Below are 14,335 nucleotides of genomic sequence, written 5' to 3'. Positions count from 1 at the left end.
AACCACCCTTGATTCAAATCAAAAGCTAAAACATACCGAGCTTACTTAACTGCTAAACTTCCGCACTATCACGATAATTGGAGGTTTAATATGCAGCAGTGGGACTGGAACTGGCTGAAGAAGTACAATATTCACGGGCCTAGATATACTTCATATCCAACGGCTCTAAGCTTCCATGACCAGATCGACACATCCACTTGTCAAGCGGTTGTCGCTGATTATAAAAAGCCGATTTCGCTCTATATTCATTTACCTTTTTGCGCCTCGCTATGCTATTACTGCGGTTGCAACAAGATTATTACTCGCCATCAGTATAAAGCCGATGAGTATCTAGATGCTTTAGGCACGGAGTTAGAACTCTATCGTCATGTATTAGCTAACAAACATATTGCCAGTGTTCACCTAGGCGGTGGTACACCGACATTCTTAAACACAGCTCAGCTGCGACGCTTGATGGCTCTGATCAAAGATGTCAGTTCGAATCAAAGCATCAAGGAGCTGAGTATCGAGATCGATCCACGTCAATGTGATAATGAAAAACTCAGTGTATTGCGTACTTTAGGCTTTAATCGCTTAAGTTTTGGTATTCAAGACTTCGATAACGATGTCCAAATCGCAATTCATCGCACTCAGTCCTTTGAGCTCGTGGCAGAGCAAGTCAGCCATGCGCGTTCGCTCGGATTTGAGTCTATTAGCTTTGATCTCATTTACGGTCTGCCACTACAAACCGAAACCCGGTTTGCCCACACGCTCGCACTAGTCGAGCGTTTAAATCCTGATCGTGTATCGCTCTTTAATTATGCTCATTTACCAGAGCGCTTTGCAGCGCAACGCAAAATTAAAGCGAGTTGGTTACCCAAGCCGGAGCAAAAACTCGCTTTGTTCAAGCAAGCCATTGAGCATCTCACTGGGCTCGATTACCAATTTATTGGCATGGACCACTTTGCTAAGCCAACAGATTCGCTTGCCATCGCTCAACGCGAGGGCACTCTGACCCGCAATTTTCAAGGTTATGTCACTCAAGAGCAAAGCGCAGTGTTAGGGCTCGGCGTATCTTCAATCTCTCACATCGATGGTCATTTTTGGCAAAATGAAAAAGGATTAAAAGATTATTACGATGCACTTGTTAAACAGCAACTGCCTATTATCAAAGGCTATCACTCAACGTTAGAAGATAAGATTCGCGGCGATCTGATTAAAAGGTTACTGTGTGAGTTTAAAGTTAACCTTCATGCCTTTAATACAAAATGGTCAATCGATAACTTTGCAAGTCACTTCGCTGAAGAGATTAAACGCTTACAACCCTTCATCGACGATGGCTTGGTCAAACTCACCACAGACCAATTAACAATCACCTCGGCAGGTAAGCTTCTGGTAAGGACAATTGCTAGCAGTTTCGATGAGTATTTAAATACTCATCAAATGCGGTATTCTCGTGTAATATGAAGATAGCGGATAATTTATAACCAGCTTGATCTAGATCAAGTTTTGCAAAGCAGGCATTTGCTACGCTCTGCATCACGATTAATACTGATCTATATCAACACCATCAGGTGTTAAGGGGACGTCAGATGTGCCGCATGAATCACCGTCGAAGCGAGTCAGGTATGAGAAATCCAATTCAATGTAACCAATGCAGTATGCAATCTATTTGTGTACCTGCGGGTCTCGTCTCAAGTGAGATCGATAAATTGGACAAAAGTAGCCGTGAACCGCACGTTTACAGCAAACGTGACATGGTTTACAGCCCTGACCAGCCGCTCAATTCATTATTTGCAGTTAAGAGTGGCTCGGTAAAATGCTACACCATCGATAGTGAGGGTAAACAACAAATCACCAGTTTCCATTTAACCGGCGATATCATTGGCATGGAGTCGATTTCCAACGGTGCTGCTGTAACCTACTGTGAGGCAATGGAGACCTCGATGCTGTGCGAAATAAAGCTAAATCGATTGTTCGCACAAAATTTCACAGGTGTTGATAAAAATCTACTCAGACTCCTCAGTCACCGTATTGGCCAACGCAATACGCACTATCTCAACGTGGTTAATACCACGGCTGAGCAACGAGTGGCATCCTTTATTATGGGTCTATCTGACCATTTATATGAACACGGTTTCTCGCGTCATGAGTTTAAACTTCCCATGACACGCACTGACATTGCTAACTATCTGGGTTTAGCTGTAGAAACTGTGAGCCGCGTGTTTTCCTCACTAAAACAAAAGGATATCATCGACACCAAACAGTCGATTCTATTTATCCAAGCGCCAGCTGAGCTTAAACAGATGGCGAGCTAAAATTTAAGAGAGGTATCATGCCGCAACCTGCGTTTGATTGGTCAGATCCACTTAACTTACGCCATCAACTGACTGAAGAAGAGCTGTTAATACAAAAGACAGCGCATCAATACGCGCAAGCTAAGCTGATGCCTCGCGTTCAATCTGCATTTCGCGAAGAACGCTTTGACCGTGAGATCATGCAAGAACTCGGGCAGTTAGGTTTACTCGGCGCGACTATTCCAGAAGCATACGGTGGTGCGGGTGTAAATCATGTCAGTTATGGCTTAATCGCACGGGAAATCGAACGAGTCGATAGCGGTTACCGCAGTGCGATGAGTGTTCAATCATCTTTAGTTATGCACCCTATTCACGCATTCGGCAGCGAAAAGCAACGTCAAAAATACCTACCCAAATTGGCAACCGGTGAATGGGTCGGTAGTTTTGGCCTCACTGAACCAGACGCGGGCTCTGATCCTGCGAGTATGCGAACTAAAGCGATAAAAACCGAGGCGGGTTACCGCATCACAGGCTCCAAAATGTGGATTACTAATTCACCTATCGCTGATGTGTTTGTTGTATGGGCTAAATTCGACGGCGATATCGTAGGCTTCATTTTAGAACGCGGCATGCAGGGCTTATCCACACCCGAAATCGAAGGTAAGTTTTCATTACGCGCATCGATTACCGGTGAGATTGTAATGGACAATGTTGAAGTCAGCGAAGAGCAACGACTCCCAAACGTGAGCGGTCTTAAGGGGCCTTTCAGTTGCCTCAATAAGGCGCGATACGGCATCGCTTGGGGAGCCATGGGTGCTGCCGAATTTTGTTGGCATGCAGCGCGTCAATACACCTTAGACCGTGAGCAGTTTGGACGTCCGCTGGCCGCCAATCAGCTGATTCAAAAGAAATTAGCGGATATGCAAACGGAGATAAGCTTGGGCTTGCTTGCAGCGCTTCAGGCGGGTCGTCAACTCGATTTAGACGCACTTAACCCAACGGCTATTTCGCTTATTAAACGCAATAACTGTGGCAAAGCGCTGGATATCGCTCGTCAATCGCGTGATATGCATGGCGGCAATGGCATTTCTGATGAGTATCATGTGATAAGGCATGTTATGAACCTCGAGTCAGTTAACACCTACGAGGGCACCCATGATGTGCATGCGCTGATATTGGGTCGCGGTCAGACGGGTATCAGCGCTTTTTAAAAGCATACATAGGATAACGAGGGGTTAATGTACCCCTCGCTCATTCAGGTGGGCTTGATAAGCCTTATCACTGTGCTGAATATGCTGCAATAGCCATCGCTTCACAAATTCGAGTAACTCTCCTACCACTTGGTCGCCACGCTCGATACGGGTCCGAAAATCAATGACTTGCTGCACTAACTGCTGATGCTTGTGTTTATGCGCACCCAGATCGGGGTAGTCGTGGCGCTCCATTAACAACTCTTCGTAACTAAAATGGGTTGCAGTGTAGTTAATCAATGAACTCAATAATCGTTCAACCGCCTGACGGTCACCACCTCGCTGCTGTATTCGGTACAGCTCGTTGGCAATGTAAATCAACCGCTGGTGCTGACGATTAATCTCCTCAATACCAACATCAAACTGCGGTGACCATTCAATTAGCTTTTCTTGCTGCGCCAGACGCGATTCGATTATCTGGGCGTCGACTGAATAGCGATCACCTAACGATTGAATCTCACCGCCAAGCGTCGTTAGCTGCGCAGCACTCTCAAGTGCATGTTGTGAATAGCTATCAACTTCTTTCGCCGCATCGGTCGCCGTGGTAATCGCTTCTTTAATCGTTGTAGTGGTCATCGCCTGTTGCTCGGTTGCAGAGGCCACCTGGGTATTGAGATCAGTAATTTGATGAGTAAAGGTTACGATGGTATCGAGCGCCGCCTCAGCCTCTTCAGCAGATAGTTTTGCTCGCTCTGCTTGCTGCGCATTATTATTAAGACTACTCACCGCTTGTTGGGTGTTTTGCTCCAAACGTTCCACCACGCTTTGGATTTCGCCCGTTGATGTTTGTACCCGATGAGCAAGTTTACGCACTTCGTCAGCGACTACCGCAAAGCCGCGTCCTGTCTCGCCCGCTCGCGCTGCCTCGATGGCCGCGTTAAGTGCAAGTAAATTGGTTTGCTCGGCAATGTCATTGATGGTCGTCAAGATAGTGCCAATAGCTTTGCTATCTTCAGACAGGCTCTTGATCACCGATTGCGAATGCAAGATATCCTCACTCAAAGTGATGTTATGTTTTGCTAATTGCTGTACGCGCTGCCGTCCACTGCTCGCAGCGTTAAGGCTTTCATGAGCGCTGGTAGCCGCTCTTTGAGTCGATTCAGACACTTCATTGATGGCAGCGGTCATTTGTTCAGCGGCAGAGGAAACTTGATACATCGTATCGGCTTGCTGTTTAGTTTTCTCTGCTAACGCTTTGTTGGCATCGTAATTAGCGGTACCGAGTCGATTCAAACCATCGCTGGCTGTGCGAATTGCGTGAACCGAATAACTTGTCTCAACAGAGATTGTGTTGAGTCGCTCAGTAAGCCACGCCAATTCATCACTGCCTTTGAGTTGTGCGGTATTATTAAGATCGCCATTGGCCAATGCGTTTGATATTCGGTTAGCCTCGCCCAGTGAACGTTTAATTCCGGTATACATGGCAGTGAAGATAATGAGTTGAACCAACACCATGCCAGCGAGCATAACCGCATTCCATAGGATAACTTGTGTAGGATCACTCACATCGAGCGCATGACCATTAAGCGCCGCCTGCTGGCGTTGGTAAGAGTCCCACATCATTAATAAACTGAGCACAATAACAGGCAAAAACAACAAGCTGCCGGTGACAATAAATTTGTTCCTGAAACGCAGGCCATTGAAGAAAAGTTGGATTGGTTTGGTGACTGAAACGAGTGCGTGCACAAGCCCTCCGAAAATTGGCTTACATAACTACCCAACCGGTAGCATTTCTGAATGCACGTTATCCAATTTATGACACTAATGAATTGATCAGGATCAAGTCTTCACTAAAGACTTGATCTGACCCATGAGCTGAGGGGACATTATTCAGTGCTCAACTGGTATCCGAGCACACTTAAATATTTATTCTCGCGAACGATATCCGCTTCCAGTATCGCGCTTTTTGCCAACGGTCCTTGTAGCTTCAATAATAATGTCGAGCCTTTTAACTTGACCGAATGCAACACGTTATGCGTCTGTCGACTCGCGTTAAGTAGTACCGCCAATCGAATCACCACAATCATGCGAGCAACGGTAAGGTGGTCAAACTGAGCAAATTCGGACAAGTCATCGACAACAATTTTCTTACGGAAATAGCGGCACAACAAGGCGAGCACGCGCTGCTCATCTGAGCTAAAGCCTGGCATATAAGCGTTCGAGAGAATATAGCCCGAGTGCTTTTGAATAGCGCTTGAGCTTATATTCATGCCCACCTCATGTAAGCCACTTGCGCCAACGAGCAAGAGTTTGATGTCAGGTGTATTCAGTTGCCACGCTTTACCGAGTCCCTGCAAAATGCATTCTACCGAAGCCCATACGCGTTGCGCCTGAGCATCATCCACTTGATAGCGCGCAGCCATACTTTGAATAGTTTTATAACGAATGTCTTTGTGAAACACCGCCTGTTCTGCGAGTTCAAATAACACGCCTTCACGGAGTGCCGCATCCACCGAACTTAAACAATCAATATTAAGTTCTTCACACACGGCAATGAGCACTGCTAACCCACCGACAATTGACGGTATCCGTTGTACCTCGATCTCTGTTGGGTCAATCTGTGCTACATTTTTTAACGACAGCAACTTGTCGCGCAACTGATGCAACTGGTGCAGTGTTATCGTTAAATCGCCGTCGGCGTTTGGGTTAATCCACTTGGCTAGCGCCTTTATAGTACCAGAGGTACCTAACACTTGTTCCGCGTGAGCTCGCTTGAGCTGCTTACTAAATGGCTCAAGCTCTTGTTTGACGCTAAGAACCGCTCTATGAAAGCGCTTTTCAGTAATCTTGCCTTTCGCAAAAAAACGCTCCGAAATAACTAAACTACCAAAACTTTTTGATAGCAATATCTCGGGTATCTCACCCTGACCGACGGCAAATTCAGTACTACCACCGCCAATATCAATAATCAGCCGTACGCCACGAAACGGAACCGCTTGCGCCACGCCCAAATATATAAGACGGGCTTCTTCACGACCTGAAATGACTTCAATTGGAAACGGCAATAGCTGCCGTGCGGCATGAATAAACTTTTTACGATTGTTCGCTTCACGTAAGGTGTGAGTCGCCACAACACGCACCCGCTCCGGACTGAAGTCTCTCAGATGCATGGCAAATTGGGACAGCGCATCTAAACCACGCTCAAATGCCTCAACGCTGATGCCTTTATTCACCAATCCTTCTGCCAAAGACACGCGTTGCTTGAACTTATGTATCGGTTGTATTTGTCCTTCAATTACCCGACCAATGATCAAGTGGAAGCTGTTCGAGCCCAAATCAAGCGCTGCCAGGTGCTCACGGTTATCTGATTTCAACCAATCAGAATGAGTAGTTTCAGTCATAAGTTCTTCGTTTGAAGTATTCATGTATTTTTAATTGTGACCTCAACCGCTTACGACGAGAAATCTGGCCGCGCTCAGACACTGGAGTGACATACTCATTCACTTGTTCGGCATCGATACGACGTGCTTTGATATTATCGTTCCACTGCATATCCATAATAGTCAGTATATCCTGTTGTGCAGCGTGATCATAAATTGGGCATGCGACCTCAACCCGATGATCGACGTTACGTGTCATCAAATCAGCCGACGAAATAAAGACCTTTGTATCACCATCATTGCCAAAGATATAGACACGCGCATGCTCTAAAAACCGATCAATAATACTAATAACTTCGATATTTTCGCTGAGCTTAGGTACATTGGGTCGCAGCGTACACATTCCGCGCACAATGCAACGAATTTTTACGCCTGCGCGACTCGCTCGGTAGAGTTGTACGATCAGCGCATTATCAACCAGATTGTTCAGCTTTAAGAAAATTTCCGCAGGTTTACCATTTTTCGCATAATTAATTTCTCTCTCAATGAGTTCATTAATTCGCGTACGTAAATTATTGGGCGCCACCAATAGCTGATGCCACGGGTAAAAACGATAAGGTTGCTCAAGATAATTAAACACGTTCTCAATATCTGAACAGATCTCAGGGTGACAAGTAAACAAGCTAAAGTCGGTGTAGAGTTTTGCTGTTTTTTCATGAAAGTTCCCCGTCCCAATAACACCATAACGGCGAATAGCATGCTCCTCTTGGCGATGTATCAACAATAACTTCGAATGAACCTTGAGTCCTTGCAGACCGAAAATCACTTTCACACCTGATTCAGTCAGCTCCTTCGCCCATTCGATATTGGCCTCCTCGTCAAACCGCGCTTGCAGCTCGACCATCACGGTGACTTTCTTTCCGTTTTGCACCGCGTCCATCAATGAATGAATAATCCGAGAATTAGGTGCAACGCGATAAATACACATATGAATTTTTAACACATGGGGGTCATAACAGGCCTGTCGGATCACCTCAGTAAAGTGACCAAACCGATGATAGGGGTAGTAAAGCAAAATATCATTACGCTTAATGGCATCAAATACATTGTCCGCCAACTCAAAACGAGGATGCTTGAGTGCAGGAATCGGTGGATGCTCGAGCTTTTTGCCGCCTAAGTTTTTAAAGCTTAAAAAGTCTTTCGTATTGCGATAGCGGCCGCCCGCAACCATGGCATCGTATTGATTAAGATGTAGTTTCTTACTCAACAAATTCAACATGTGAATCGGCATTGCCCGATCATAAACAAGCCTTACAGGGTCCGCTTTTTCCCGCTGTTTTAAGCCTTCTTCCATACGTTCAAGTAAGCTCTGCTCAATATCATCAGAGGGGCGGTACTCTGCATCACGCGTCATTTTGAAAGAAAAGGCAATAATAGACTGAAACGGCACAATGCCTTTAAATAAACTGGCCAAATTGAGTAAAACAACATCATCTAGGAATAGTACTTTACGCAACTTGCTATCACGCTTTTTAGGCAAAATAACAAAACGCGATAACTCATGAGAGGGGATCTGCACTGCAGCGTACTTACGTTGACCTGACTGTTGCAATTGCGCCAATAAGTAAGTTTTATCTTCGTTTATGACTTTAACCAAATCGGTCGTATCGTTAATGAGGATAGGCACAATTTGCGGCTTTATTTTATTATCAAAATACTCCCGTAAACCTGTCTTTTCCTCTTCTGTGACTTGCTCACCCGAAGCCCAAATAATGTTTTCAGCCCGCAACGCCTTTATCACTTTACGGTGAATCAGCTCGAACTGTTCCTGTAACTGCACTACTTTTTGTTGGATAAGATGCAGTAATCGCTCGCTGTCTTTTCGTTGTGCATCAGTTTGTGCAAAGAAAATTCGTCGACGCACATCTGCGACACGGACCTGAAAAAACTCGTCCATGTTAGAGGAAAATATACCAAGGAATCTTACTCGTTCAATAACGGGCACTTCCTCGTCATTGGCTTCTTGAAGCACGCGCTCGTTAAACGAAAGCCAACTTAATTCTTTAAAATAGAACTTCATACAAAAACGCCTGGCCGCTCATCTATTTAATATACAGAATAGCGCGACCAAGCGATTACAGTATGACAGTAAAATGACAACTAGAAGGTATACCGTAGCGCAATCATCGCCACATAGGGGTCAATTGCCACATCCGTCTGCTCAATTGTACTGCCGTTTAAACGGACTGACGCTGTGGTATCAATGTCGATATGGCTCACCATTAACTGCGCACCCCAACGCTCTGAGATCTCCCAGTTCACACCCGCCTGTATTGCCGCCCCCCAAGAATTGGATAACGCCAAATCTACGGAGTCATCAGCGCCCGCTACGCCGAGTGTTTGTAACGTTTGGGTTAGCTCGCTCGATGCCTGATCATCGAAAAACGTGGTGTAGTTAACACCTAAGCCAACAAAGGGCTCAAGTCCTTGAACACCCGTATCCCAATGGTATTGAACAAATAACGTTGGCGGTAAATGTTTGGTCTTACCGATAGACAAGCCGCTCAAAGTGCCCGAACCGTAGATATCGTGAGAGAACGGCGTCGCTGCGACCAATTCAAGGCCCCAACCATTTTCCCACTGATAGTCAAAAGTGAGACCGAGCTGGGTGTTGGTGTTTACGGCGACACCGGTTGAGTTAGCAGGTAGTCCAGCTACTTGCTCTACAGTGTTTAATGAGCTGCTACTATCATCAGGAATAACTGAAATAGCACCCACGTTAATTGAGAAGTCTTGCGCTTGGGCAAACGATGCGGCGAACAGTGTTGCAAGTGCAACGGCGGAAGTTAAACGCTTCATGAGTCACTCCTACTTTTAGATGACCCATGAAGCATAACGAGTTTGAGATCAGCGATGCTTGACCTGTATCAACAGAGTCTTTTATACCTCAGCATTGTGATAGATGTTTTGCACATCATCACAGTCGTTAAGCATATCCATCAAACGCTCAAACATCGGCATATCATCTTCCGCAATTGCGGTCGTGACATGAGGAACAAATTGAATTTCGTCCGTATCAAAGTCGATATCGGCGAAAGCAGCGGTTAATGCCTGGCGCGCAGCTGCATACTCAGTATGCGGAGCGAACACGGTAACAACACCGTCATCAAACTCCACGTCGCCCACATCGACATCAGCATCCATCAATGCCTCGAGCACCTCGTCTTCGTTGTCATGTTTGAACGCAAAAATCGCACAATGTTCGAACGAATGCATGACACTGCCCTGCTCACCGATCTTACATTTGCTTTTAGTGAAGCAGTTGCGCACCTCACCAAACGTGCGGTTCGGATTATCCGTAAGACATTCCACAATGACCATGCAGTTACTGGGCCCATAACCCTCGTAACGAGCCGGTGAAAAGTCTTCACCCGCACCGCCCTGCGCTTTATCAAGCGCTTTATCAATAACATGAGACGGAACCTGCTCCTTTTTGGCCCGGTCAATCAAGCTCCGTAATGCCAAGTTCGCATCAGGATCGGGCCCACTTTGTTTTGCACAGACATAAATTTCGCGACCAAAGCGACTGTATACGCGGCTCTTTGCGGTCGCTGTTTTTGCAATGGATTCTTTTCGGTTTTGATAGGCGCGGCCCATAATAGTCTCTCTTACCTTACAAATCAGTTCATAAAACGCACCAGATTTTACACAGCCAGAGCTGAACGGTCTATTTTATTCACAGATTTGTCATGAGCTATTAAACGGGTTGTCATCTTTACGGGCTATTTTTTCAGCGTTCATCATCGGGAGGCTGAACATGAGCAAACATAAGCCATCGGTCAACACGCTGTTTCTTTCTGATATTCACCTCGGTTCATCCACCAGTCATTGTGAGCTGCTGCTCGAGTTTTTAAAGCATATTCGTTTTAAAAAACTAGTTTTAGTAGGTGATATTATTGATTTATGGGCGATCCGTAGCAAAGGCCAAGGGTTGGATGAGTCGCATATTAAAGTGATTCGCAAACTGCTCAAGCAGGCGCAAGAGGGCGTACAGGTAGTTTATATCACAGGCAATCACGATGGTGGCTTACGCCAGCTGCTCGACGACTACCCCTTTGATAAGGGCATCGTTAATATCCAGTTGACCAACACCTATGATTATCACGCGATTAATGACCGCCATTATATCGTAATGCACGGGGATCAATTTGATAATCAAGTAAGAGGACATCGCCTGCTCAATTGGGTTGGCGATAACATCTATGAAGGGTTGCTTAAAATTAACCGTCGCTTTAATCGTTGGCGCACTCGAAAGGGTTACGTCTATTGGAGCCTAGCCAAAGCAGTGAAGTCTCGTTCTTCGCAAGCATTGAAATATGTACACCGTTATCAACTTGCTGCGACCGCCTACGCAGAACGTAAGGGTTATGACGGCGTCATATGCGGACATATCCATGTGCCCGCCGATCGTCATTTTAATAATACGCATTATTTAAACACCGGTGACTGGCAAGATTCCTGTAGCGCTATCGTTGAACACGAAAATGGCGAATGGGAGCTATTAGACGTACCTTCATGGCTCAATAGTCAGGCGAGCATCAAACAACTCAAACCCCGTGTAGCTTAACTCATCACACAGTTACGTCCGCAACTTTTAGCGGCGTACAGCGCTTTGTCAGCGTGGCGCAGTACTTCATTATGCGTCGCGCCGTTGCGATGGATGGCAACGCCAAACGAAGCTGTAATTTTAATTTCATTGCCCTCAGATCGAATCACTAACGCCTCTAAAGCGGCGCGGAATCGCTCAGCCGTATGAGTTGCTTGTTGCAGCGTCTGATTGGGTAACAACAGCGAAAACTCTTCACCGCCAGTACGCGCAAAGATATCGCTTTCCCTTACCAATCCGCCGAGCGTCTGCACCAACTCAATTAATACGCGATCACCCGCTTCGTGACCAAAGTTATCATTAATTCGCTTAAAATGATCGATATCAAACGTGACGATCGCCAAGGATTCTTCATAGCGTTCACTCCGATACACCAGTGTTTCTAAAGCCTCGGTAAAAAAGCGCCGATTATAAGCGCCGGTAAGTGGGTCACGTTCTGCTTGCTCTTTCAGTTTTAACTCGAGTTCTTTCTCTTCGGTAATATCCCTTAGTGTGCCTAACACCATTTCACCGTTAGCTTCCATTTCCACGATCTGCCTCACCCACAAATAGTGTCCATCCGTGTGTTGAACGCGATGCTGAATATCGACAGTGTGGCCGGGCTTTAATTCACGTTCGGCTTTTATAATTTGATCGAGGTCATCGGGGTGGGTTCTGTCTCGAAAAAAGTGAAAGTCGCCACTGTCTGGCTTTTCGCGCCAACCTAAGATGGTATAGATCATATCAGACCAATAGATTGTTCTATTGTTCAGGTTGGCTTCCCAGTGACCGAGTTTGGTTAATGCTTGCGCCTGTTTTAAATTACGCCGGCTACGTTCGAGCTCAAGCTCCATCATTTTGCGCTCAGAAATATCGACAATCATGCCGTACCAACTAATCGCATCATTCGTCTTATAAACCGGTCGAGCGTGGCCAAATACCCAACGCTCCTTGCCATTTACTACCACGCGGTATTCACAGACCCAGTCGCTCATATCGGCACGGGATTGTGCGATAGTTTCCATAATGTGAGGCATATCATCAGGGTGAAGCGTTTCAAACACGGCTGATGCATCCTCGATGACGTGCTCGGGGTCGACACCGTAAATTTCTTTAATGCCTGCGCTGGCGTACGGGAACCGTGTCCGACCATCTTTGAACTGCTGGAACTCATAAACGACACCTGGAATTAACGAAGCAATCGTAGAAAAGCGATGACGCAACTCAACCAGGTGGGTAATTTCAATATGGCTTCCTATTACCCACTCAGGCTTGCCATCGGCAGTCCACGTTTCACACCGTCCCGAATCACGAACCCAAACCCAATGCCCATCCTTGTGGCGCATTCGCGCTTCACACTCATAAAATGGCGAGCGACCTGCAAAGTGCTCTTCAAGTCGCTGATTGGATAAAACGAGGTCTTCTGGATGCGAGTGTTGGAGCCAACTGTCGATACTCGGTGTCAGTTCATCCAGTTGATAACCGATAATCTCTGCCCAACGCTCGTTAAAGCGGTATTCGCCGGTTTGTACGTTCCACTCCCACGTGCCAGCCTGCGTCGCTTCAATCATCGACAATAGCTTTTTCACGTACAGCGATTCAGGTGGCTTTGGCGAGGTATACATCAGAACGCTCGTTCCTTTTACTGATAACTATTTTATTTAGTATTCTCTAAAGCAGAATATAGCAGCGAATATAGCGTTTCAATCTAATATAGAAACATTCGTTCGTTTATAAAGTATACCGTGCGTCATATATTGAGCGTCATCAAGTTTCAGGGAGGCGCTTATGACTGTAGCCACTTTACCTATCATATCAATGACTCAGCTCGAATCTGCAGCCGGTTTAGCCCAACTCCGGCGCGCGGCAAGCGATGTAGGATTCTTTTATTTAGTTGATCACGGTATCAGTCACGAGAGTCAGCAAAACTATTTGCGGCTAAGCCGTGAGTTTTTTCAACTCTCTGCGCAACACAAACAGGCAGTCGATATGATTCACTCACCGCATTTTCGTGGCTATAACGCGATGGGCAGTGAGATGACTGGGGGTCGACTCGATGCGCGTGAGCAGTTTGACTGGATGAACGAAGAACCGGCAATTCCTGAATCAGCATTGTCGCAACCTTGGCAAAAGCTGATTGGCCCTAATCTATGGCCAACCAGTATGCCGACGCTAAAACCGACTCTGACAACACTGCAGCACCGATTGAGCGATATCACTGTAGACCTGTTGCAGAAATTATGTTTATCGCTAGGGGTTGATGCTTATGCATTGGACCATACCATTGGTACGCAACCATACACCCATGCCAAGCTCATACGCTATCCTGGTCAGCAAAATCCGCAACAAGGCGTGGGAGCGCACAAGGATCCAGGTTACCTAACATTGGTCATGCAAGATGCCCAAAGTGGGCTCAAAGTAGAACGAGGTGCTCAGTGGGTTGATGTGGCGCCTATTCCCGGTGCCTTTGTGGTTAATATTGGTGAACTACTAGAACTTGCATCTAATGGCTTTTTAAAGGCAACTAATCACAAAGTTGAAAGTCCAAAGCAAGGTGTCGAGCGTTATTCAATTGCTTTTTTTATGGCCGCTCAGTTATCTGCCACTGTGCCTGTACTATCATTACCTGAAGAACTGAAAGCACGCGCATCAGGACCATCTGCGGATCCCAACAATCCGTTATTGACCGATGTCGGTAATAATGTACTTAAAGGGCGTTTACGCTCACACACACATGTGACACGTCGCTATTACTGCCAACAAACTGCGCGAACATTGCTGGTCAATAGCTTTGCACAACTACCGATCAACGATATTTGTAGTGAATGCACCATTTAACGTAAG

At 46.1% G+C, this 14,335-nt stretch carries 11 protein-coding genes; 5 read left to right on the top strand and 6 right to left on the bottom strand.

Annotated features, from left to right (window positions below; translation table 11 throughout):
- Nucleotides 1-90: 90 nt before the first annotated feature.
- The 3 genes from hemN (at nt 91) to BFR57_RS04805 (ending at nt 3,487) form a co-directional block, all read left to right on the top strand.
- Nucleotides 91-1,446, top strand: coding sequence for an oxygen-independent coproporphyrinogen III oxidase (gene hemN, locus BFR57_RS04815; protein ID WP_071462909.1), 1,356 nt, complete (start codon nt 91-93; stop codon nt 1,444-1,446).
- Between the two features lie 161 nt (nt 1,447-1,607).
- The gene (locus tag BFR57_RS04810) at nt 1,608-2,297 is read left to right on the top strand and encodes a helix-turn-helix domain-containing protein (protein ID WP_253183604.1); all 690 of its coding nucleotides are present in this window, start codon (nt 1,608-1,610) and stop codon (nt 2,295-2,297) included.
- Nucleotides 2,298-2,314: 17 nt separating this feature from the next.
- Nucleotides 2,315-3,487, top strand: a complete 1,173-nt coding sequence (locus tag BFR57_RS04805) for an acyl-CoA dehydrogenase (protein ID WP_071462908.1) — start codon at nt 2,315-2,317, stop codon at nt 3,485-3,487.
- Nucleotides 3,488-3,511: 24 nt separating this feature from the next.
- Here BFR57_RS04805 and BFR57_RS04800 read toward each other — a convergent pair whose 3' ends face one another.
- The 5 genes from BFR57_RS04800 to BFR57_RS04780 form a co-directional block, all read right to left on the bottom strand.
- Nucleotides 3,512-5,212, bottom strand: coding sequence for a bacteriohemerythrin (locus tag BFR57_RS04800; RefSeq protein WP_071462907.1), 1,701 nt, complete (start codon nt 5,210-5,212; stop codon nt 3,512-3,514).
- Nucleotides 5,213-5,352: 140 nt separating this feature from the next.
- Nucleotides 5,353-6,867 carry an exopolyphosphatase gene (locus BFR57_RS04795; protein WP_171903939.1) on the bottom strand — a complete coding sequence of 505 codons (1,515 nt, stop codon included), beginning with the start codon at nt 6,865-6,867 and terminating at the stop codon, nt 5,353-5,355.
- Nucleotides 6,860-8,926, bottom strand: coding sequence for a polyphosphate kinase 1 (gene ppk1, locus BFR57_RS04790; RefSeq protein ID WP_071462906.1), 2,067 nt, complete (start codon nt 8,924-8,926; stop codon nt 6,860-6,862). Before ppk1 ends, BFR57_RS04795 begins: the two co-directional genes overlap by 8 nt.
- Before the next feature lie 80 nt (nt 8,927-9,006).
- Entirely contained in the window at nt 9,007-9,705 is a 699-nt protein-coding gene (locus BFR57_RS04785) for an OmpW family outer membrane protein (protein ID WP_071462905.1), read from the bottom strand.
- A gap of 81 nt (nt 9,706-9,786) precedes the next feature.
- Nucleotides 9,787-10,503 (bottom strand): YebC/PmpR family DNA-binding transcriptional regulator, encoded by a 717-nt coding sequence (locus tag BFR57_RS04780; protein WP_071462904.1) that lies wholly within the window; start codon nt 10,501-10,503, stop codon nt 9,787-9,789.
- A gap of 160 nt (nt 10,504-10,663) precedes the next feature.
- On the opposite strand from BFR57_RS04780, the gene BFR57_RS04775 reads away from it, so the two are divergent.
- Complete coding sequence (locus BFR57_RS04775) at nt 10,664-11,473, top strand: UDP-2,3-diacylglucosamine diphosphatase (RefSeq protein ID WP_071462903.1); 810 nt, start codon at nt 10,664-10,666, stop codon at nt 11,471-11,473.
- Here the strand turns inward: BFR57_RS04775 and BFR57_RS04770 are convergent.
- Nucleotides 11,470-13,116, bottom strand: a complete 1,647-nt coding sequence (locus tag BFR57_RS04770) for a sensor domain-containing diguanylate cyclase (RefSeq protein ID WP_071462902.1) — start codon at nt 13,114-13,116, stop codon at nt 11,470-11,472. The genes BFR57_RS04775 and BFR57_RS04770 overlap by 4 nt on opposite strands.
- Before the next feature lie 163 nt (nt 13,117-13,279).
- On the opposite strand from BFR57_RS04770, the gene BFR57_RS04765 reads away from it, so the two are divergent.
- Nucleotides 13,280-14,329 carry a 2-oxoglutarate and iron-dependent oxygenase domain-containing protein gene (locus BFR57_RS04765; RefSeq protein ID WP_071462901.1) on the top strand — a complete coding sequence of 350 codons (1,050 nt, stop codon included), beginning with the start codon at nt 13,280-13,282 and terminating at the stop codon, nt 14,327-14,329.
- Nucleotides 14,330-14,335: the final 6 nt, after the last annotated feature.

The organism is Idiomarina sp. MD25a, from assembly GCF_001870515.1.
Classification (GTDB): domain Bacteria; phylum Pseudomonadota; class Gammaproteobacteria; order Enterobacterales; family Alteromonadaceae; genus Idiomarina.
This window is presented reverse-complemented; position numbering and strand designations above follow the sequence as displayed.

Coding starts and splice junctions, on each gene's coding strand:
- hemN (WP_071462909.1), top strand. CDS start 91: ATGCAGCAGTGGGACTGGAACTGGCTGAAGAAGTACAATATTCACGGG.
- BFR57_RS04810 (WP_253183604.1), top strand. CDS start 1,608: ATGAGAAATCCAATTCAATGTAACCAATGCAGTATGCAATCTATTTGT.
- BFR57_RS04805 (WP_071462908.1), top strand. CDS start 2,315: ATGCCGCAACCTGCGTTTGATTGGTCAGATCCACTTAACTTACGCCAT.
- BFR57_RS04795 (WP_171903939.1), bottom strand. CDS start 6,867: ATGACTGAAACTACTCATTCTGATTGGTTGAAATCAGATAACCGTGAG.
- ppk1 (WP_071462906.1), bottom strand. CDS start 8,926: ATGAAGTTCTATTTTAAAGAATTAAGTTGGCTTTCGTTTAACGAGCGC.
- BFR57_RS04785 (WP_071462905.1), bottom strand. CDS start 9,705: ATGAAGCGTTTAACTTCCGCCGTTGCACTTGCAACACTGTTCGCCGCA.
- BFR57_RS04780 (WP_071462904.1), bottom strand. CDS start 10,503: ATGGGCCGCGCCTATCAAAACCGAAAAGAATCCATTGCAAAAACAGCG.
- BFR57_RS04775 (WP_071462903.1), top strand. CDS start 10,664: ATGAGCAAACATAAGCCATCGGTCAACACGCTGTTTCTTTCTGATATT.
- BFR57_RS04770 (WP_071462902.1), bottom strand. CDS start 13,116: ATGTATACCTCGCCAAAGCCACCTGAATCGCTGTACGTGAAAAAGCTA.
- BFR57_RS04765 (WP_071462901.1), top strand. CDS start 13,280: ATGACTGTAGCCACTTTACCTATCATATCAATGACTCAGCTCGAATCT.